Genomic DNA, 18,964 nt, shown 5'->3' on the forward strand with positions numbered 1-18,964 from the left:
GCAGCTGTCCTGCTTTTCATTGGCGCTCCCCGCCCCGACAATCACCCCGCCACCCACACGGGCACCCAGCACCCCGGGCGCCCGGCACCGTCCGTTCCCCACCAAGGCCTCGCACCATGACCTCCACCCCGCCCCTCCCCGCGCCATCCATCAGCCTCCTGGGCGCCCCCACCGACGTGGGAGCGGGCGCGCGCGGCGCCTCCATGGGCCCCGAGGCCCTGCGCGTGGCCGGGCTGCAGCCGGCGCTGGAAAGCCACGGCCTGCGGGTGTTCGACCGGGGCAACCTGAGCGGGCCGGCCAATCCCTGGCAGCCCCCGCAGCAAGGCTACCGCCACCTGCCCGAAGTCGTGGAGTGGAACCAGCGCGTGTTCGATGCGGTGTATGCCGAATTGCGGCGCGGCCACCTGCCCATCCTGATGGGCGGCGACCACTGCCTGGGCCTGGGCAGCATCAGCGCCGTGGCGCGGCATTGCGCGGAGACCGGCAGGAAGCTGCGCGTGCTGTGGCTTGATGCGCATGCCGACTTCAACACCAGCGCCCTCACGCCCAGCGGCAATGTGCACGGCATGCCCGTGGCCTGCCTGTGCGGCTTTGGGCCGAAGGAGCTGACACAGCTGGCCCGGATGCCCGGCGGAGGCCCCGCGCTGCACCCCGGCCAGATCCGCCAGATCGGCATCCGCAGCGTGGACGAAGGCGAAAAACGCTTCGTGCACGAGCAGGGCCTGGAAGTCTTCGACATGCGTTACATCGACGAGGTGGGCATGCGCCAGACCATGCAGCAGGCGCTGGCCGGGCTGGATGCCGACACCCACCTGCACGTGAGCTTCGACGTGGATTTCCTGGACCCGGACATCGCGCCCGGCGTGGGCACCACGGTGCCCGGCGGCCCCACCTACCGCGAGGCCCAGCTGTGCATGGAGATGATCGCCGACAGCGGCCGCCTGGCGTCGCTGGACATCGTGGAGCTCAACCCCGCGCTGGACGTGCGCAACCGCACCGCCGTGTTGGCCGTGGACCTGGTGGAGTCGCTGTTCGGCAAGAGCACGCTGATGCGCGTGCCATCGGGCCTGCGCGCCCCGCAGGCGGCGCTCCGTAGCGCTTCCTGAAACGGGCGCGCTCCCCGCACGGGACGCCGTGGAGCGGGCCTGGCCCGGCCGCTGGCGTCGCCGCCCCCCGGCTACCGCTTCACGGCGGCCAGCCGGCGCATCAGCTGCTGCACCAGGTCGGTCCGCATGTTGCGGTACAGCAGCGCCTCTTCGGCCTCCTTGGCCAGGGCGATGGTTTCGTTGTAGCTGATGTCGCGCTGCTGCAGCAGTTCGGTGTCAGGGATCAGTTCGGTGCCCGCCGGGGTCCGGAGCTTGAAGCGAATGCGCAGCCGCAACTGCAGCTCGCGCACCTGGCCCGAGGCGTTAAGCCCCACCACCACGCGCTCCTGCTGCTCCTGCAGCAGGTCCAGGATGGCCTCGGCGGTGGGCAGGGCCGCCGGGTCGCGCAGCACCTGCAGCTTGCTGCCCGACCCGTCCAGCGTGCGCTGCAGCTCCCGCGCCAGCGGCGAGCCCGCGGGGGCCGCGATGTAGAGCGAGTCGAACCCGAACTCCGGCACGCCCCGCAAGCGAAAACCGCAGGCCGACAGCAGGGCCGCGGGCGCGATGAAGAGCAGTGTGCGTCTTTGCATTTCAGTTATCCATTGCGTTCGCGCCACCCACAACCCGTGGCACTGGCCCGGCCCAGGCCAGCAGACGCCGCACCAGGGCCGCCCCGGCGCGCAGCGCCTCAGGGGGGTGTCGCTTCATTTCACACCACCACGTTCACGAGGCGGCCAGGCACCACGATCACCCGCTTGGGCGCCGCGCCCGCGGCATGTGCCGTGAAGGCCTCGCTGGCCAGGGCGATGCGCTCGATCGCTGCCTTGTCGGCCTGCGCCGGCACGTGGATGGAGCCGCGCAGCTTGCCATTGACCTGCAGCATGAGCTCGATCTCGTCCTGCACCAGCGCGTTCGCATCCACCTGGGGCCAGGGCGCATCCAGCAGATCGCCCAGGTGGCCCGCGTAGCCCAGGCTGCTCCACAGGCTGTGCGCGATGTGGGGCGTGGCCGGGTACAGCACGCGCAGCAGGATGCCAAAGCCTTCGATCAGCGCCACCTGGGCGCCGGCCGACTCCGTGGCCTTGAAGTCCTCGAGCGCGTTGATCATCTTCATCGCGCCCGACACCACGGTGTTGTACTGCATGCGCTGGTAGTCGTAGTCCACCTGCTTGAGCACGGTGTGGATCTCCAGCCGCAGGGCCTTGGCCTCCTTGCCGAACTCCACCTCCTTCAGGCTGCTGGCGCTTGCCACGCTGGCGCTGGCGGCTTGCATGTCCATGGCGGAGAGCTTGAAGCCGAAATTCCACACGCGGCGCAGGAAACGGTAGCTGCCTTCCACGGCCGCGTCGTTCCACTCCAGCGTGGCCTCGGGCGGGGCGGTGAACATGGTGTACAGGCGCGCGGTGTCGGCGCCGTACTTCTCGATGAGGTCCTGCGGGTCCACGCCGTTGTTCTTGGACTTGGACATGGTGCCCACGCCCTCGTAGTCGATGGGCGTGCCCGCCGGCAACAGGCCGTCACCGCTGGTGGCTTCGTTCTTGAGCCTGGCGCCAACGATCTTGCCGCCTTCGTCCAGCACATGCTCCACATCGTGTGGCCAGAAGTAGTCCTTTCCGCCCTTGGCGGTGCGGCGGCTGTAGATGTGGTTGAGCACCATGCCTTGCGTGAGCAGCTTGGTGAAGGGCTCGTCCACCTTGACCAGCCCCAGGTCGCGCATGACCTTGGTCCAGAAGCGCGCGTACAAGAGGTGCAGGATGGCGTGTTCGATACCACCGATGTACTGGTCCATCGGCATCCAGTAGTCGGCGCCGCCAGCGACCATGGCGTCGGCATTCTTGGGGTCGCAATACCGCATGAAATACCAGGACGAGTCCACGAACGTGTCCATGGTGTCCGTCTCGCGCCGCGCGGCCTTGCCGCACACGGGGCAGACCACGCCAGCATGGAAACCTTCGTGCTTGTGCAGCGGGTTGCCCGAACCATCGGGCACGCAGTCGGTGGGCAGCACCACCGGCAGGTCCTTCTCGGGCACGGGCACGGCGCCGTGCTCATCGCAATGGATGATGGGGATGGGCGTGCCCCAGTAGCGCTGACGGCTCACGCCCCAGTCGCGCAGGCGCCAGGTGGTCTTGGTCTCGCCCAGGCCCTTGGCCTGCAGCGCGTGGGCCACGGCGGTGACGGCTTCCTTGTAGCCCAGGCCGCTGAAGCTGTCGGAGTTGATGGTGACGCCGCGCTGCTTGTCGCCGTACCAGTCGTTCCACTGGTGGTAGTCGAAGTGCTCGCCATCGACCAGCACCACCTGCTTGATCTCCAGGTTGTACTTGAGGGCGAACGCGAAGTCGCGCTCGTCGTGCGCGGGCACGCCCATCACGGCGCCGTCGCCATAGCCCATGAGCACGTAGTTGCCGACCCAGACCTCGACCTTTTCCTCCGTCAGCGGGTGCGTGACGAACAGGCCCGTGGGTTGGCCCTTCTTTTCCTGCGTGGCCAGCTCGGCCTCGGTGGTGCCGCCGCTCTTGCATTCCTCGATGAAGGCGGCGAGCTCCGGGTTCGTCCTGGCGGCGTGGGCGGCCAGCGGGTGCTCGGGCGCCACGGCGCAGAAGGTCACGCCCATGATGGTGTCGGCGCGCGTGGTGAAGACGTACATGCGGCCGTCGCCGATCAGCGTGCCGTCATCGGCCCGGATATCGTGCGGGAAGGCGAAGCGCACGCCTTCGCTCTTGCCGATCCAGTTCTCCTGCATGAGCTTCACGCGTTCGGGCCAGCCGGGCAGCTTGTCGCCGGTCACGAAGTCCAGCAGCTCTTCGGCGTAGTCGGTGATCTTCAGGTAGTAGCCCGGGATCTCGCGCTTTTCCACCGTGGCGCCGGTGCGCCAGCCCTTGCCGTCGATGACCTGCTCGTTGGCCAGCACGGTCTGGTCCACCGGGTCCCAGTTCACGACCTGGGTCTTGCGGTAGGCAATGCCTTTTTCCAGCATCTTGAGGAACAGCCACTGGTTCCACTTGTAGTACGTGGGGTCGCAGGTGGCCACTTCGCGGCTCCAGTCGATGGCCAGGCCCATGGCCTGCATCTGCTTCTTCATGTACGCGATGTTCTCGTACGTCCACTTGGCGGGGGGCACGCCGTTCTTGAGCGCGGCGTTCTCGGCCGGCAGGCCGAAGGCGTCCCAGCCCATGGGCATGAGCACGTTGTGGCCGTTCATGCGCAGCTGGCGCGTGAGCATGTCGTTGATGGTGTAGTTGCGCACATGGCCCATGTGCAGCTTGCCGCTGGGGTAGGGCAGCATCGAGCAGGCGTAGAACTTCTTCTTGCTGGTGTCCTCCGTCACGCGGTAGGCGTCGGTGGCGGTCCAGTGGTCGTGCGCGGCGCGCTCGACGTCTTGGGGAGAGTATTTGTCTTGCATGAGGGCTCGGGGATGAGAGAGGTGTGCGGCTGCGAGGCCGCGCTGCGCAGATTTTAGGCTGTCAGGCCCTGCGTTCCGCGCCCGCCGCCGCCAGCGGCCTGCGCGCCCCCCCTGGGACTCCGGCGCATGGCGGCTTCAAGGTGCCCTGGCAGGGGCCGTTGGCGCGCCAGCGGCCGGCGGCTCGGCCACGAAGCCGATGCGCTGCAGCCCGGCCAGGTGCGCCGCGCCCATGACTTCGACCACCCGCCCATAGGGCACGGCCGCATCGGCGCGCAGCTGGATTTCGGTGTCGGGCCGTTCGGCGCCGATGCGGCGCAGGCGCTCGGCCAGCGCGGGCTGCGACAGGGGCTCGTCCTGAAGAAAGGCCTGGCCCGAGGCATCGACCACCAGGGTGACGAACTGCGGCACCGTGCCGGGCGTGGCGCCTTCGGTGCGCGGCAGGTCGAGCCGGATCGCGCTGGCCATGAGCGGCGCCGTGAGGATGAAGATGACCACGAGCACCAGCATCACATCCACCAGCGGCGTCATGTTGATGTCGCTCATGGGCTGGGGCCCTGCGGTGCGTTCAAGTCGTCCGAAGGCCATGGTGAAAACGGACCTCCGGGATTCAGGGCCGCGCACCGGCGGGCGGCGCCGTGTCGATCAGCAGTTCGCGCAGGTCGCGCGCGAAGCCTTCCAGGTCGGCCTCGATGCGGCCGATCAGGCGGCCGAACACGTTGTAGGCCAGCACGGCCGGGATCGCCACCGCCAGCCCGGCCGCCGTCATGACCAGCGCCTCGCCCACGGGGCCGGACACGCGGTCGATGGTGATCTGCCCCGCGCCCGCCATGGCCGTGAGCGCATGGTAGATGCCCCAGACGGTGCCCAGCAGCCCCACGAACGGTGCCGTGGAGCCCACCGTGGCCAGCAGCACCTGGCCAAACTGCAGGCGCCCGAGCACGCCGTGCAAGGCGTCGCGCAGCACGCGGGTGAGCCGCTGCGACAGGCTGCCTGCCGCCGCCAGCGTGGGCTGGCCGGTGGGACCGGCATGATTTGCTATTGAATTCGCAGCAACAACCAAAGGCAGGACAAGCGCAGCGCGGTCAAAAGATTGCAGGCGCTGTGCAGCAACGTCCATGGACGGCGCCTGCCAGAACGCCGCCGTGCAGCGGGCCACGTCGGCGCTGGCCTGGCGCATGAGCCGCAGCTTCCAGACGATGACCACCCAGCTTGCCACGGACATGGCCAGGAGCACCAGCGCGGCACCCTGCGTGACGGCGTCGCCCTGGCGCCACCAGTGGAGAGCGTCCATGGCTGGCCCGATGGCTAGTTGTTGTTAAGGCCCAGCACATCGAACATGTCGAACATGCCCGTCTTGTGCCCGGCGAGAAAGCGCACCGCGCGCAGGCTGCCCTGCGCGTAGGTGGCGCGGCTGGAGGACTTGTGCGTGATCTCGATGCGCTCGCCGATGCCCGCGAACAGCACGGTGTGGTCGCCCACGATGTCGCCGCCCCGGATGGTGGCAAAGCCGATGCTCGACGGGTCGCGCTCGCCCGTGACGCCCTCGCGCGCAAACACGCCGCACTCCTTGAGGTCGCGGCCCATGGCGCCGGCGATCACCTCGCCCATCTTGAGCGCGGTGCCCGAGGGCGCATCCACCTTGTGGCGGTGGTGGGCCTCGATGATCTCGATGTCGTAGCCGGTGGCCATGGCCTTGGCGGCCATCTCCAGCAGCTTGAGCGTGACGTTGACGCCCACGCTCATGTTGGGCGCCATGACGATGGCCGTGCGCTGGGCCAACGCCGCGATCTCGGCCTTCTGCGCATCGGTGAAGCCGGTGGTGCCGACGACGGCCTTCACCCCGAGCTGGCTGCACACGGCCAGGTGGGCCAGGGTGCCTTCGGGGCGCGTGAAATCGATCAGGACGTCGGCGTTTTTCAGGCCCGTGGCAATGTCGGCCGTGATGGCGACGCCGCTGGCATGGCCGAGGAACGCGGTGGCATCCGAGCCGATGCCCGGGCTGGACGGCACGTCCAGCGCACCGGCCAGCACGCAGTCGTCACTGGCGCGAAGGGCCTCGATGAGCATGCGGCCCATGCGGCCCGATGCGCCGGCGATGGCGACACGGCAGGGGCCGGAGCCCGTGGAAGCGGTGGAAGGGGCGGCAGGCGAAGAAGTCCCTGTCATGGGTGTCCTGTACGTTGTGGTTGAAGCACGGCGGGCCAGGCACGGCCCACCGCCAGCCCGCCGGCGTTACCGTGCGGGCGCTTCAAGCGGTGGATAGCTGATGGAAGCGGGCTCCAGCGGCGCCGCGGTGGGCGACGCGGGGGGCCGCTGGGAAGCGGGATACCGGGCCAGCTGCTCCGGCGTGGCCTCGAGCACGGGCACCTTGCCCTTGGAGCCGCGCGACCCCAGGGCCGCCACGAACTCCGTCTCGGTCGGCATCTCGTCGCCCTCGGAGCGCTCGAGCGCGTCCCCCTTGAAGTACACGGTCAGCTTGCGGGTCTGGGCATCTTCGCCGGGGCGCTTGAGCGTGAACACGTATTCCCAGCGGTCGGCATGGAACAGGCTGGTGACCAGCGGGGTTCCCAGAATCTCTCGCACCTGCTGGCGGCTCATGCCAGGCTGGAGCGCCTCGACCTGCTCGCGCGAGACAAAATTGCCCTGCACCACATCTATCTTGTAGGGGGTGACAATGTTGGCAATGCGGGTACTGGCGCCATCCAGGCTGCTGCAGCCGGCCAGGGCGGCCACGCTGGCACCGATCAACAGGACCAGGCCCAGGCGGGCGCTGCAACGGGCTTTGACGGGCATGGGTAAAAGGGCTGAGGATATGATCGCCCCATTGTAGCGGCAGGCCCTCCGACCCCCAGGCGGGGCCGCATCCCGAAAGACCATGCCATGACCAACATCGACGAACTCAAAAGCACGGGACTCAAGGCCACGCTGCCCCGCCTGAAGATTCTGGAAATCTTCCAGAAGGGCGCGCAGCGCCACATGACGGCCGAGGACGTGTTTCGCGTGCTGCTGGAGGAGCGCTCGGACATCGGCCTGGCCACGGTCTACCGCGTGCTCACGCAGTTCGAGCAGGCCAGCATCCTGATCCGCAGCAATTTCGAGAGCGGCAAGGCGGTGTACGAGCTCAACGAAGGCCAGCACCACGACCACTTCGTGTGCACCTCGTGCGGCAAGGTGGAAGAGTTCTACGACCCCGAGATCGAAAAACGCCAGCAGGCCGTGGCCAAGGCCAAGGGCTGGCTGGTGCAGGACCACACCATGGCGCTGTACGGGCAGTGCGCCGACTGCGCTAAGAAATGACTCCCCCCTGAGCCACCTTCGGCGTCTTCCCCCTAAGGGGGACGCTCCCGGCGCGGCGGGGCGGCCCTTGCGCGGGAGCCCTGGTATGGGCCGCGCCAGTTTCGGTGGCCTGAGCGCCGCTAGCCGCCCGTATCGCGCTCCATGGCGCGGCGATGGCGTTCGACAAACTCTTGGTAAGTGTCGATGCCGCGCAGTTGCAGGATGGTGTTGCGCACGGCGGCCTCGACCAGCACGGCGATGTTGCGGCCGGCGACCACCTGGATCACGACCTTGAGCACGGGCACGCCCAGCACGTCCTGGGTGAGCGGCTCGTAGGGAAGGCGTTCGTAGTCGCGCTCCAGGGTTTCCTTGCGCACCAGGTGCACGATGAGCTTCAGCCGCATCTTGCGGCGCACGGCGGTCTCGCCAAAGATGGCGCGGATATCGAGCAGACCGATGCCGCGCACTTCCAGCAGGTTCTGCAGCAGTTCGGGGCACTTGCCCTCGATGGTGGTCTGGTTGATGCGGAACAGGTCCACCGCATCGTCGGCCACCAGGCCGTTGCCGCGCGAGATCAGCTCCAGGCCGAGCTCGCTCTTGCCCAGGCCCGATTCGCCGGTGATCATCACCCCCAGGCCCAGGATGTCCATGAACACGCCGTGCATGGTGGTGCGGTCGGCGAAGTGCTTGGACAGGTAGGCGCGCAGCACGTCGATGACAAACGCCGACGACTCGTGCGTGGAGAACATCGGGATCTGCGCCCGCTCGCACATCGACACCAGGGCGTCGGGGGCGGTCTGGTTGTCGGCCAGCACCAGCACGGGCGGCTCGAGAGTCACGATGCGCGCAATGCGGCGCTTGCAATCATCGGGTGAAGCGCTGCCGAGATACGCGATCTCCCGCTCGCCCAGGATCTGGACGCGGTACGGATGGATGTAGTTGAGATAGCCGACCAGATCGGCCCCGGAACGTGCCGAGCGCACCGCCACTTCGTCAAAGCGGCGTTCGGAGGCGCCCAGCCCCGCCACCCACTCCCATTTCAGGAGGCCCCGGAATTCCTCGAAAAGGACATCGGCGCTGACGACATTGGGCTTCACGGTGGATCGGCGACGGTGCGAGCGTGCGTTCGTGCGCGGCGCCAGGCGGCTCAGGCCGTCTGCGTGGACTGCCAGCCCGCGATCATGCCGTGCAGCTCGGTGGCGTCGGTGCAGCCCTTGAGCCGTTCACGCAGCGCCGAATCGCTCAGCAGCTCGGCGATCTCGGACAGGATTTCCAGGTGCTTTTGCGTGGCCGCTTCGGGCACCAGCAGGAAGATGAGCAGCCCGACGGGCAATTCGTCCGGCGCATCGAACCCGATGGGATTGAGCAGCTGGAACACGGCGGCCATGGGCGCCTTCAGGCCCTTGATGCGACCGTGGGGAATGGCCACGCCATGGCCCAAGCCGGTGGAGCCCAGGCGCTCGCGCGCGAACAGGCTGTCGGTGATCAGCGCGCGCGACAGGCCGTGCTGGCTCTCGAAAAGGAGACCCGCTTCTTCAAAAGCACGCTTCTTGCTGGTGGCGTCCACGCACACGAGCACTTGAGCGGAAGGCAGGATGGAGGCGAGTCGGTTCATGGTCAAGGGTAACAATTATGCACACGTTGGCGAAAACCCTGAGCACAACGCATCGGGCAACAAAAAAACCGCCCAGTGGGCGGCTGCTGTGCCGGGCTCAGGGCTGCCGCATCAGGCGTGCAGTTCGCGCTTGACGGCATCGTGGTGATGGTCCTGCAGGCGATCCTTGTGGCGCACGACCTGGCGGTCCATCTTGTCGACCAGTTCATCCACGGCGGCATACAGGTCGGCGTGGGAGCTTTCGGCAAACAGGTCGTTGCCCTTGACGTGGATGTTGCATTCCGCTCGCTGCCTCTTTTCCTTCTCCTTTTGCTTCTCTACCGTCAGCAGTACCTTGACATCGACAACCTGGTCAAAATGGCGGGTGATCCGGTCCAGCTTGGTGGTGACGTAGTTGCGCAAGGCTGGGGTAACTTCGAGGTGGTGACCGCTGATCGTCAAGTTCATAAATAAGTCTCCTGTAACACTCTCGGTGGAAGAACGCCGCCCTGGATCAGAGGAGCGGCTCGGCGAACCTGGATGCATCCCGTTGACGTGAAGTCACTATGCCCCCGCCCTCCCTGAAAAGCAATCCCATACCGACCCTGTCCGCTGGGTTATGCCGACCAAGGTGCCAAGCCTCCGAAAAGCGCGCACAATGGGCAGGTTGCCGGGTGGGCCGTCCCGTACACCGCCGTCCCGCAGATGCGGCTCCTCACCGTGCCGCGGGCGCCGCGCCGTGCAGCGTGAGCCGCCCCACCACCACCATCGACAGCAGGCTCGCCGCAATGCCCACCACGGCAGCCATCCAGTAGTTCTGCACCAGCCCCTGCGCGTCGCGGCTGATCAGCACCCCGCCCACAAAGGACGCCACGCCCATCGCCGCGGACTGCACCGACGCATTCAGCGTCATGAAGGTGCCGCGCAAGGGCGCCCGGGCCGCCGAGGAAATGATGGCCATGCCCGGAATCATGCGGCCGCTCATCAGCGCGAACATCAGCGTCGACACCACCAGCACGGCCACCAGCGGCACCCCGCGCACCAGCGTGATGCCCAGCAGGGGCAACGCGCCGGCCAGCGCCAGGCAGCGGAACATCACCACCTTGCCCCAGCGGTCCGTGAGCACGCCGAACAGGCGCGCGGTGAACAGCGTCACCACGCCGCCGCACAGGTACACCAGGGGAATCTGGTCGGGCCGCACCCCGGCGTTGGCCTGCATGTAGATGGTGATGTAGGGAATCACCGTGAAGCCGGCGAACATGATGAGCGCCGAGAACAGGAAGGCCCAGCGGTGGTTGGCGTCGGCCAGCACCTGGGCGATACCGCCCAGCGCGGTGCGGCCATCCGCGGCCCGCAGATGCCCCGTCATCACGGGCATGGTGCGTGCCGCCAGAACGGCCAGCACGCCCACCATCAGCGCAATGGCCAGGAATGGCAGGTTCCAGCCCCCGTATTCGGCCAGGATCAGCCCCAGGGGCACACCGGCCACGGTGGACAGGGAAAACGACGTCATCACGATGCCCATCGCGCGCCCGCGCCGCTCGAAGGGGATCACGTCGGCCACGATGGTTTGCGACAGCGCCGACAGCACGCCCCCGAAGGCCCCCGCCAGGATGCGCGCGGCCATGAGCGTGCCGTAGGTGGGTGCCACGCCGCAGGCCAGCGTGGCCAGCCCGAACAAGACGTACAGCGTCAGCAGCAGCCGCTTGCGGCCGAAACGGTCGATGTAGGTCGAGGCCAGCAGCCCGGATGCGCCCGCCGAGAGCGTGTAGGCCGAGACCAGCAGGCCGAACTGCGCATCGCTGATGGCAAACAGCCGCGTGAACTGGGGCCCCAGCGGCATCATGATCATGAAGTCGAGGATGTGGGTGAACTGGATGCCGGCCAGCGTGAGCAGCAGCCACAGTTCTCGGCGGGGGGTCAGGGTGGAATGGGAGGGCACAGGAAGCGGCCAGGGCGGCCAGGTCGGACTCAGGGCCGCCAGTGTGCCGCAACGGCACGAAGCGCGCTGGCCCGTTCGCCAAAGGCGCGTTCCGGTGCGCTCCCGCGCGCCCTCGGGAACCCATGCCACGCGCACGCTTCGGGCCCCGCGCGTAAAATCCACCGGTTGCGCGCCAGCAGGCATTTCCCATGCCCCCGCGCTCCATTCCCCACGTTCTTCGGCCTGCCTGCAGCGGACATTGACCGCCCACCCCGACACCATGACCCAGCCCAGCTCCAACGCCCTGCACACTTCCGCCTTGACCTCGCTGCCCCTGCTGGCCCGTGGCAAGGTGCGCGACAACTACGCCGTGGGCGACGACCGCATCCTGATGGTGGCCAGCGACCGCCTGTCGGCCTTCGACGTGATCATGGGCGAACCCATCCCCGGCAAGGGCGAGCTGCTCACGCAGATGGCGCTGTTCTGGTTCGACAAGCTCGGATACATCTGCCCCAACCACCTGACGGGCGACGCGCCGGAAAGCGTGGTGTCCGCGCAGGAGGCCGCGCAGATCCGCGGACGGTCCATGCTCGTGCAGCGGCTGCAGCCCATCCCCGTCGAAGCCGTGGTGCGCGGCTACCTGGCCGGCAGCGGCTGGAAGGAGTACCAGGAATCGCGCTCGGTCTGCGGCGTGCCGCTGCCCGAAGGGCTGACCAATGCCGCCAAGCTGCCCGCGCCCATCTACACCCCCGCCGCCAAGGCCGCCATGGGCGAGCACGACGAGAACATCACCTTCGAGCGCACGGTGGAGATGATCGGCCTGGACCTGGCGACCCGCATCCGCGACCTCAGCATTGCGATCTACCAGGCCGCCGCCGAGATCGCGCTGACCAAAGGCATGATCATCGCCGACACCAAGTTCGAGTTTGGCCTGGCGCCCGATGGCACGCTGGTGCTGATGGACGAGGTGCTCACGCCCGACAGCTCGCGCTACTGGCCCGTGGAAGGCTACGAAGCCGCCCTGGCCGCCGGCCAGAACCCGCCAAGCTACGACAAGCAGTTCGTGCGCGACTGGCTGGAGCAGGCCCAGGTGAACGGCAAGCCCTGGGACAAGACCGCGCCCGCCCCCCGCCTGCCGCGCGAAGTGATCGAAAAAACAGCCGCCAAGTACCGCGAGGCGCTGGAGCGTTTGGTCGGTTAAACGGCGACCTGCCTAAAAAACACAAAAGGCTCCCAACCGGGAGCCTTTTCTTTTCTTTTCTTTTCTACCCATCGCACGATGCCGTCGCAACGGGCACGGTACAGGCCAGCGGCCGCCGTGCAAGGGCCGCCCCGCCGCACTGGCGGCGTCCCCCTTCCAGGGGGAAGGCGCAAAGCGCCTCAGGGGGTAGCCTGTTCTAGCTCAGCACCACGCTCGACAGCCGGCGCCGGTAGGTCGCCACCACCGGGTCGTCGGGCGGGATCTGGCCGTCGGCCACTTTCGCCTTGGGGGGTTCGATGATCTCGAGGATGGCCACGTAGGTCTTGCGGGCGATCTCTTCGCCCCAGGCCTTGTCGCGCATGAGGATTTCGAGCAGTTCGTCCATCGCGTCCGTCCAGCGCTGGCCGGCCAAGAGCCAGCGGGCGCGGGCGTAGCGGGTATCGAAATCGCGCTTGTTGGCGGCAATCTTGGCATCGAAATCGGCCTCAGCGCTTTCTCCATATGCGCCAGAAGCTACGAAATCAATAGCATCCATCCAGACTTTCAGCGCGCCGAGCTTGCGCGAGCCCGCGGCCTTGGCGATCACGGGGGCGAACGCGACCTTGGCATCGTCCTCGCGGTGCAGCTGCAGCAGGAGCTTGACGTAGTCGAAGCGCGCATCGTCGTTGGAGGGATCGGTCACCACCGCATGCTGCAGCTTCTCCAGCGCGGTGCTGGTGTCGCCCTCGGCCAGGGCGTCCTGGGCTTCTTCCTCCTCCATTTCGGCCACCATTTCCTCGGCGGTGGGCACGTGCTTGTCGAGGAAGGCGCGCACCTGGCCCTCGGGCAGGGCCCCCATGAAGCCGTCCACGGGCTGGCCGTTCATGAGCAGCACACAGGTGGGGATGCTGCGGATGCCGAACATGCCCGCCAGCTGCTGCTCCTGGTCCGAGTCGATCTTGACGAGCTTGAAGCGGCCGGCGTATTCGGTCTCGAGCTTTTCCAGCACCGGCCCCAGCGACTTGCAGGGGCCGCACCAGGGCGCCCAGAAGTCCACCAGCACGGGCACGGTCATCGAGGCGGCAACGACCTCGGCTTCAAAGTTCTCTACGGTGACGTCAATCATGGTGGTGTACGGGCGGGGCCGGTCAAGCTGGTTGGTTCACGCTATTTTGGCCCATCGACATGCCCGGGTGCGGCGAAGGGAAGCGCAAAAAGTAAAATCGCGGGTTCCACCTACAGCCGTGCCGCAGGCGCAGCCCGCGGCCAAGGCACCTTCCACACCATGAAACCCATCCAGATCGGCGTGGTCATGGGTTCCAGCAGCGACTGGGACACCATGCAGCATGCAGTGCAGATTCTTGAGCAATTCGGCATCCAGCATGAGGCCCGCGTGGTCTCGGCCCACCGCATGCCCGACGACATGTTCGCCTACGCCGAGGCGGCCGCCGGCCGGGGCCTGAAGGCCATCATTGCGGGTGCCGGTGGCGCCGCCCATCTGCCCGGCATGATTGCCGCCAAGACCACCGTGCCCGTGCTGGGCGTGCCCGTGGCCAGTCGCCACCTGCAGGGTGTGGATTCGCTGCACAGCATCGTGCAGATGCCCAAGGGCATCCCCGTGGCCACGTTCGCCATCGGCACGGCGGGCGCCGCCAATGCCGCCCTGTTTGCCGTCGCCCTGCTGGCCAACGAAAGCCCCGAACTGCGCCAGCGGCTCGAAGCCTTCCGCGCCGAGCAGACCGAGGTGGCCCGCAACATGACCTTGCCGCCCGCCGCATGAGCGCCAGCAACAAACCCCTCCTGCCGGGATCGACGCTGGGCGTGCTCGGCGGCGGCCAGCTGGGCCGCATGTTCGTGCACCAGGCGCAGGCCATGGGTTACTTCACGGCCGTGCTCGACGCCGACCCCACCAGCCCCGCCGGGCTGGTGAGCCACCACCACATCCAGACGGGCTATGAAGATCCGCAGGGCCTGGCCGAACTGGCCCGCCTGGCCGATGCGGTGACCACCGAGTTCGAAAACGTGCCCGCGGCCGCGCTGGCCGCCCTGGCAGCGCAGCGCCCCGTGTCGCCCGCCGCCAGCGCCGTGTCGGTGGCGCAGGACCGTGCGCGGGAAAAAGCCCATTTCGTGGCCTGCGGCGTGCCCTGCGCGCCGTATGCGGTGATCGAAACGGCTGAGCAACTGGCTGCAGTTTCTTCTGATCTGTTGCCAGGCATCCTGAAAACGGCTCGCATGGGCTACGACGGCAAAGGCCAGGTGCGCGTGAAGACCGCTGCCGAACTCGCCGCTGCGTGGGACGCGGTCGGCAAGGTGCCCTGCGTGCTGGAGAAGATGCTGCCGCTGGCACTGGAATGCTCGGTGATCGTGGCGCGCGGCGCCGACGGGGCCACCGTGCACCTGCCCGTGCAGCGCAACCTGCACCGCGACGGCATCCTGGCCGTGACGGAGGTTTTTGAACAAAATCTGCCTCCAGCGCTTATTCAGCAAGCGGTAGCAGCTGCAATTTCGATAGCAAACGGCCTGCAGTACGTCGGCGTGCTCTGCGTGGAGTTCTTCGTGCTGCAGGACGGCAGCCTGGTGGTCAACGAGATCGCCCCGCGCCCGCACAACAGCGGCCACTACAGCCAGAACGCCTGCGACGTGTCGCAGTTCGAGCTGCAGGTGCGCACCATGGCCCGCCTGCCGCTCACGCAGCCGCGCCAGCACAGCCCCGCCGTGATGCTCAACCTGCTGGGCGATCTGTGGTTTGCGCAGGGCGGCACGGAGCAGACGCCCCCCTGGGCCGAGGTGCTGGCCCTGCCCGGCACGCACCTGCACCTGTATGGCAAGCGCGACGCCAAGCGCGGCCGCAAGATGGGCCACCTCAACATCACCGCCGCCACCCCCGACGCCGCGCGGGCCACCGCCCTGCGGGCTGCGGCCCTCCTGGGCATCGCGCCGTTCTGACCATGATTCTTGACGGCACCCAGCCCGCATCCATCGCCGCCGCAGCGCGGGCCGTGCGCAGCGGCGCGCTGCTGGGCCTGCCCACCGAAACCGTGTATGGCCTGGCCGCCGACGCCAGCAGCGATACCGCCGTGGCGCAGATCTTCGCCGCCAAGGGGCGCCCCAGCGATCACCCGCTGATCGTGCACGTGGCCAATGCCGAAGGCATTCGCCACTTCGCCAGCGCGGTGCCGGGCTTCGCGCAGAAGCTCGTCGATGCCTTCTGGCCCGGACCGCTCACGCTCATCCTGCCTCGCCTGCCCGGCGTGGCCACGGCCGCCACGGGCGGCCAGGACAGCGTGGGGCTGCGCTGCCCCGCCCACCCCGTGGCGCACGCGCTGCTGCTGGCCTGCGCCGCGCCCGGCGATGGCGATGCCCTGGGCGGCCCGCCCGTGTGGGGCGTGGCGGCCCCCAGCGCCAACCGCTTTGGCCGCGTGAGCCCCACCACCGCCCGGCATGTGCAGGACGAGCTGGGCGCCGGGCTGCTGGTGCTTGACGGCGGGCCCTGCGCCGTAGGCATCGAATCGACGATCGTGGACTGCACGCGCGGCGTGCCGGTGCTGCTGCGCCCGGGCGCCGTCACGCGCGAGCAGATTGAGGCCGCCTGCGGCACCGCGCCGCTGTCCAGGGACGACCTGCCCGCGCTCACGCCGCGCGCCTCCGGCACGCTCGAAGCGCACTACGCGCCCGCCGCCAAGGTGCGCCTGATGGACGCCAAGGCCCTGCAGACCGGCCTGGACCTGCTGGGCGCCGACGCCGCCCACATCGCGGTCTATGCCCGTGCCGCGCTGCGCACCCAGTCCTCCAGGCTCGTCATGCGCCGCATGCCCGACGACGCGGCCGCCACGGCCCAGCAGCTGTTCGCCGTGCTGCGCGGCTTCGACGACGACGGCGTGAAACTGATCTGGATCGAGACCCCGCCCGCCGAGCCCGAGTGGGAAGGCGTTCGTGACCGCCTGCAACGGGCATCTGCCGCATGATTCCAGCCGCACAAGGCGGCTTTACATGGGTTGACGTTGCACCGCTAAACTACCCCCACTTTTCTGGAGAAATACATGGCAGCAAATTGGATGCGCCGCACCGTTCTGGTCGCCGCATGTGCGTCGGCCGCGTTGCTTGCGGCCTGCGGTTCAAGCACCACCGAATCGGCCATCACGCCCGAGCGCTTCATCGCGTTCGGCGATGCCAACAGCGACGTGGGGCAAAAGGGAACGCGCTACACCGTCAATGACGGCAGCGTGAACAACTGGACCCTGCAGGTGGCCGCCAACTACGGCAAGCCCCTCACGGCCGCCTCGGCGGGCGGCAAGAGCTACGCGGTGGGCAACGCCCGCGTCAAGGCCAAGCCCGACGCCGCGGGCAACGCCAGCACCCCCACCATCACCGAGCAGATCGATACTTTCCTGGCCAGCGGCAGCTTCGCGGCCAACGACGTGGTGATCCTGAGCGGCGGCATCAGCGACGTGATCGCCGGCATGGCCGCCGTGCAGGCAGGCACCCAGACGGAAGCCGCCATGGTGGCCGCAGCCCGCCAGGCCGGTGAGGACATGGCCGCGCAGGTGCGCCGCCTCGTCGCCGCGGGCGCCAAGTACGTGGTGGTGACCGGCACCTATGACCTGAGCAAGACCCCGTGGGCCAAGGCCATCCGCCGCGAGGCGCTGCTGACCGACGCCAGCAGCCGCTTCAACGACGGCCTGCTCGTGGGCATCGTGGACCTCGGCGCCAACGTGCTGTACGTCGATTCCGCCTACTACGTGAACCTGTACACGAGCGTGCCCGCCAACTACGGTTTCAACAACGCCACGACGCCCGTGTGCACCTCCGTGGACGCCGCCAACGGCATCGGCATTGGCGCCGGACAGGTCAACTCGGCCCTGTGCACCCCCTCGACGCTGCTGGCGGGCGCCAACCAGGCCTCCTACGTGTTCGCCGACCCGGTGTACCTCACCCCTTCGGCACAACGCCAGTTCGGCACCTACGCCCATGACCGGCTGAAGGCGCGCTGGTAACCCGCCTGCGGGGTGGCGGCGCTCGTGGAGCGCGCCACCGGGAGGCACAAAAAAAGCCGACCCCAGGGTCGGCTTTTTGCTGTGCGCCCTGCCCTGGGCGGGCAGGGCGGATGCCTTTGCCTACTTGACGGTGTCAAACACTGCACGGGCCTGTGCATGGCAGAAGGGTGGCTCATACGTGCCGTGGTAGGCGGCGTAGTAGGTCGCGAATGCGGCCGATGCCGGATCGGTGGGGGCCTGGCCGCCCGGGCCGAAGGTGGCCTGGATCGCGGCATCGACGTCCACCGACGCCACGTTGGTCAGGCCCCGGCTGTCGAAGTCGGCCTTCATCACACGTTGGTGGATCGCAGGCGGCACCGTGGGGTCGCCCGCCCCGCCGCACAGCAGCACGCGGGCCTTGGGGTTCCAGCCCAGCAGGTCGTTCTTCTTGGCCGCCAGGTACAGGGGGTGGGTGGTGCTGGTCTGCGAGCCCGTGATGAAGGCGGGCTGGAACAGCGCATCACGCGCCTGGTTGGGCGTGCCCGCAGGCAGGGTGCCCGAGGTGACCAGCGTGGTGTAGGTCAGCGTGGGGTGGGGCAGCAGGGTCTCGATGTAGCCCGAGTACGGCGCCTTGAAGACCTGCTTGACGTCCGTGTAGACATCGCCATAGACCTTCTGCCAGGCCGTCACCAGGTACGGAACGAAGAACTGCACGCCCGCGATGGCGTCCGGGATGCGCAGCGAACCCGACAGGTTGTAGGGGCCCGCCAGGTGGGCGCCGGCCACCACGTTGAATTCATTGCCGTAGTCGCGCTCAGCGGAGCGGTGCGCCGCCATCGACGAGTGCCCGCCCTGCGAGTAGCCTGTGAACATGACCTTGCCCGACAGATTGGCGCCCACGCTGCCCGCCGCGTTGCGGGCGGCGCGCACCGAGTCGATGACCGAGGTGGCTTCCGAGTCGGCGTGCAGGTAGGGGTGGTAGCTGTAGCCTGACTTGGCAAACCCCAGGTAGTCGGTGGCCACCACGGCATAGCCCTGGGCGGCGTACATGGCAGCGAGCAGGAAGGTTTCGCTGTCCTGCGGATTGGCCAGGGTGCGGGGCTTTTGCACGTCGGTGCCCTTGGCATAGGCGACCAGCGGCGCGGCGGTGCTGCAGCTGCCCGCGGGCACGAGCATCACGCCGGAGGCGTTGGTGCTCTCGCCCCCCTTGGCGCCCGCGGTGGCGTAATTGAGCGCAACCACCTTCACGTCGCATTTCGCCTTGCCGGTGATGGCCTGCAGGCCGCTGCTGGAAGTGCCTGCGTCGATCTGCGCGGCCGTCAGCGTGGTGAGCACCGCCGGGGGATCGATCAGCGCGCCGCGGGCGGGATCGTCGGAGCCACCGCAGGCAACAAGCAGGACCGCGGCGGCGGCGACACAGGTAAGGCGGAAATACGTCATGAATGGATACCTCAGGTCTGGAAGGAACGACGCATCGTGCGCGCACCTGCACTGCACCATCCATAGGGGATAACGCGGACCGCACCGGGCGC

Annotated in this window: 19 protein-coding genes; 7 read left to right on the forward strand and 12 right to left on the reverse strand. The window is 68.1% G+C overall.

The window, feature by feature from the left end; translation table 11 throughout:
• Positions 1-116 precede the first annotated feature (116 nt).
• Complete coding sequence (gene rocF / locus AC07OD_RS11610) at positions 117-1,106, forward strand: arginase (protein WP_218297852.1); 990 nt, start codon at positions 117-119, stop codon at positions 1,104-1,106.
• A gap of 71 nt (positions 1,107-1,177) precedes the next feature.
• On the opposite strand, the gene AC07OD_RS11615 is transcribed toward rocF, so the two are convergent.
• The 6 genes from AC07OD_RS11615 to AC07OD_RS11640 form a co-directional block, all read right to left on the reverse strand.
• Complete coding sequence (locus AC07OD_RS11615; protein WP_494596752.1) at positions 1,178-1,675, reverse strand: LPS-assembly lipoprotein LptE; 498 nt, start codon at positions 1,673-1,675, stop codon at positions 1,178-1,180.
• A 119-nt stretch (positions 1,676-1,794) separates the two neighbouring features.
• The gene (gene leuS / locus AC07OD_RS11620) at positions 1,795-4,488 is read right to left on the reverse strand and encodes a leucine--tRNA ligase (RefSeq protein ID WP_218297854.1); all 2,694 of its coding nucleotides are present in this window, start codon (positions 4,486-4,488) and stop codon (positions 1,795-1,797) included.
• Positions 4,489-4,623: 135 nt separating this feature from the next.
• Positions 4,624-5,073, reverse strand: coding sequence for an ExbD/TolR family protein (locus AC07OD_RS11625; RefSeq protein ID WP_218341789.1), 450 nt, complete (start codon positions 5,071-5,073; stop codon positions 4,624-4,626).
• A 22-nt stretch (positions 5,074-5,095) separates the two neighbouring features.
• Complete coding sequence (locus AC07OD_RS11630) at positions 5,096-5,779, reverse strand: MotA/TolQ/ExbB proton channel family protein (RefSeq protein WP_218341788.1); 684 nt, start codon at positions 5,777-5,779, stop codon at positions 5,096-5,098.
• Between the two features lie 14 nt (positions 5,780-5,793).
• On the reverse strand, positions 5,794-6,654 hold the full coding sequence (gene dapB, locus AC07OD_RS11635; protein ID WP_218341787.1) for a 4-hydroxy-tetrahydrodipicolinate reductase: 861 nt from the start codon (positions 6,652-6,654) through the stop codon (positions 5,794-5,796).
• Positions 6,655-6,720: 66 nt separating this feature from the next.
• The gene (locus tag AC07OD_RS11640; protein ID WP_218297858.1) at positions 6,721-7,281 is read right to left on the reverse strand and encodes an outer membrane protein assembly factor BamE; all 561 of its coding nucleotides are present in this window, start codon (positions 7,279-7,281) and stop codon (positions 6,721-6,723) included.
• 87 nt (positions 7,282-7,368) lie between these two features.
• Between AC07OD_RS11640 and fur the strand changes: the two genes are divergently transcribed.
• A complete protein-coding gene (gene fur / locus AC07OD_RS11645; RefSeq protein WP_218297859.1) occupies positions 7,369-7,785 on the forward strand; it encodes a ferric iron uptake transcriptional regulator in 417 nt (138 codons plus the stop codon).
• A gap of 119 nt (positions 7,786-7,904) precedes the next feature.
• Here the strand turns inward: fur and hprK are convergent, their stop codons facing one another.
• From hprK to AC07OD_RS11665, 4 genes are all read right to left on the reverse strand, one after another.
• Positions 7,905-8,861: an HPr(Ser) kinase/phosphatase gene (gene hprK / locus AC07OD_RS11650; RefSeq protein WP_218297860.1), complete on the reverse strand. Its 957-nt coding sequence runs from the start codon at positions 8,859-8,861 to the stop codon at positions 7,905-7,907.
• A 50-nt stretch (positions 8,862-8,911) separates the two neighbouring features.
• Positions 8,912-9,379, reverse strand: a complete 468-nt coding sequence (locus AC07OD_RS11655; protein WP_218297861.1) for a PTS sugar transporter subunit IIA — start codon at positions 9,377-9,379, stop codon at positions 8,912-8,914.
• Positions 9,380-9,490: 111 nt separating this feature from the next.
• Positions 9,491-9,826, reverse strand: coding sequence for a ribosome hibernation-promoting factor, HPF/YfiA family (hpf, locus tag AC07OD_RS11660; RefSeq protein WP_494596758.1), 336 nt, complete (start codon positions 9,824-9,826; stop codon positions 9,491-9,493).
• A 247-nt stretch (positions 9,827-10,073) separates the two neighbouring features.
• Positions 10,074-11,300 (reverse strand): MFS transporter, encoded by a 1,227-nt coding sequence (locus AC07OD_RS11665; RefSeq protein ID WP_218297863.1) that lies wholly within the window; start codon positions 11,298-11,300, stop codon positions 10,074-10,076.
• Positions 11,301-11,559: 259 nt separating this feature from the next.
• On the opposite strand from AC07OD_RS11665, the gene AC07OD_RS11670 reads away from it, so the two are divergent.
• Positions 11,560-12,480 carry a phosphoribosylaminoimidazolesuccinocarboxamide synthase gene (locus AC07OD_RS11670; RefSeq protein ID WP_218297864.1) on the forward strand — a complete coding sequence of 307 codons (921 nt, stop codon included), beginning with the start codon at positions 11,560-11,562 and terminating at the stop codon, positions 12,478-12,480.
• A 196-nt stretch (positions 12,481-12,676) separates the two neighbouring features.
• On the opposite strand, the gene trxA is transcribed toward AC07OD_RS11670, so the two are convergent.
• Complete coding sequence (gene trxA / locus AC07OD_RS11675) at positions 12,677-13,585, reverse strand: thioredoxin (protein ID WP_218297865.1); 909 nt, start codon at positions 13,583-13,585, stop codon at positions 12,677-12,679.
• A 159-nt stretch (positions 13,586-13,744) separates the two neighbouring features.
• Between trxA and purE the strand changes: the two genes are divergently transcribed.
• From purE to AC07OD_RS11695, 4 genes are all read left to right on the forward strand, one after another.
• Positions 13,745-14,239, forward strand: coding sequence for a 5-(carboxyamino)imidazole ribonucleotide mutase (gene purE, locus AC07OD_RS11680; protein WP_494596761.1), 495 nt, complete (start codon positions 13,745-13,747; stop codon positions 14,237-14,239).
• Positions 14,236-15,405, forward strand: coding sequence for a 5-(carboxyamino)imidazole ribonucleotide synthase (locus AC07OD_RS11685; RefSeq protein WP_494596763.1), 1,170 nt, complete (start codon positions 14,236-14,238; stop codon positions 15,403-15,405). Before purE ends, AC07OD_RS11685 begins: the two co-directional genes overlap by 4 nt.
• 2 nt (positions 15,406-15,407) lie before the next feature.
• Complete coding sequence (locus AC07OD_RS11690) at positions 15,408-16,424, forward strand: L-threonylcarbamoyladenylate synthase (RefSeq protein ID WP_494596765.1); 1,017 nt, start codon at positions 15,408-15,410, stop codon at positions 16,422-16,424.
• A 75-nt stretch (positions 16,425-16,499) separates the two neighbouring features.
• Positions 16,500-17,453 carry an SGNH/GDSL hydrolase family protein gene (locus AC07OD_RS11695; protein WP_492246533.1) on the forward strand — a complete coding sequence of 318 codons (954 nt, stop codon included), beginning with the start codon at positions 16,500-16,502 and terminating at the stop codon, positions 17,451-17,453.
• A gap of 120 nt (positions 17,454-17,573) precedes the next feature.
• Here AC07OD_RS11695 and AC07OD_RS11700 read toward each other — a convergent pair whose 3' ends face one another.
• Complete coding sequence (locus tag AC07OD_RS11700) at positions 17,574-18,872, reverse strand: lipase family protein (RefSeq protein WP_492246534.1); 1,299 nt, start codon at positions 18,870-18,872, stop codon at positions 17,574-17,576.
• Between the last annotated feature and the right edge of the window lie 92 nt (positions 18,873-18,964).

This window comes from Acidovorax sp. GW821-FHT10E03 (assembly GCF_059415205.1).

Excerpts from the sequence above, each read along its gene's own strand:
- rocF (WP_218297852.1), top strand. The coding sequence starts at position 117 with ATGACCTCCACCCCGCCCCTCCCCGCGCCATCCATCAGCCTCCTGGGC.
- AC07OD_RS11615 (WP_494596752.1), bottom strand. The coding sequence starts at position 1,675 with ATGCAAAGACGCACACTGCTCTTCATCGCGCCCGCGGCCCTGCTGTCG.
- leuS (WP_218297854.1), bottom strand. The coding sequence starts at position 4,488 with ATGCAAGACAAATACTCTCCCCAAGACGTCGAGCGCGCCGCGCACGAC.
- AC07OD_RS11625 (WP_218341789.1), bottom strand. The coding sequence starts at position 5,073 with ATGGCCTTCGGACGACTTGAACGCACCGCAGGGCCCCAGCCCATGAGC.
- AC07OD_RS11630 (WP_218341788.1), bottom strand. The coding sequence starts at position 5,779 with ATGGACGCTCTCCACTGGTGGCGCCAGGGCGACGCCGTCACGCAGGGT.
- dapB (WP_218341787.1), bottom strand. The coding sequence starts at position 6,654 with ATGACAGGGACTTCTTCGCCTGCCGCCCCTTCCACCGCTTCCACGGGC.
- AC07OD_RS11640 (WP_218297858.1), bottom strand. The coding sequence starts at position 7,281 with ATGCCCGTCAAAGCCCGTTGCAGCGCCCGCCTGGGCCTGGTCCTGTTG.
- fur (WP_218297859.1), top strand. The coding sequence starts at position 7,369 with ATGACCAACATCGACGAACTCAAAAGCACGGGACTCAAGGCCACGCTG.
- AC07OD_RS11655 (WP_218297861.1), bottom strand. The coding sequence starts at position 9,379 with ATGAACCGACTCGCCTCCATCCTGCCTTCCGCTCAAGTGCTCGTGTGC.
- hpf (WP_494596758.1), bottom strand. The coding sequence starts at position 9,826 with ATGAACTTGACGATCAGCGGTCACCACCTCGAAGTTACCCCAGCCTTG.
- AC07OD_RS11670 (WP_218297864.1), top strand. The coding sequence starts at position 11,560 with ATGACCCAGCCCAGCTCCAACGCCCTGCACACTTCCGCCTTGACCTCG.
- trxA (WP_218297865.1), bottom strand. The coding sequence starts at position 13,585 with ATGATTGACGTCACCGTAGAGAACTTTGAAGCCGAGGTCGTTGCCGCC.
- purE (WP_494596761.1), top strand. The coding sequence starts at position 13,745 with ATGAAACCCATCCAGATCGGCGTGGTCATGGGTTCCAGCAGCGACTGG.
- AC07OD_RS11685 (WP_494596763.1), top strand. The coding sequence starts at position 14,236 with ATGAGCGCCAGCAACAAACCCCTCCTGCCGGGATCGACGCTGGGCGTG.
- AC07OD_RS11690 (WP_494596765.1), top strand. The coding sequence starts at position 15,408 with ATGATTCTTGACGGCACCCAGCCCGCATCCATCGCCGCCGCAGCGCGG.
- AC07OD_RS11695 (WP_492246533.1), top strand. The coding sequence starts at position 16,500 with ATGGCAGCAAATTGGATGCGCCGCACCGTTCTGGTCGCCGCATGTGCG.
- AC07OD_RS11700 (WP_492246534.1), bottom strand. The coding sequence starts at position 18,872 with ATGACGTATTTCCGCCTTACCTGTGTCGCCGCCGCCGCGGTCCTGCTT.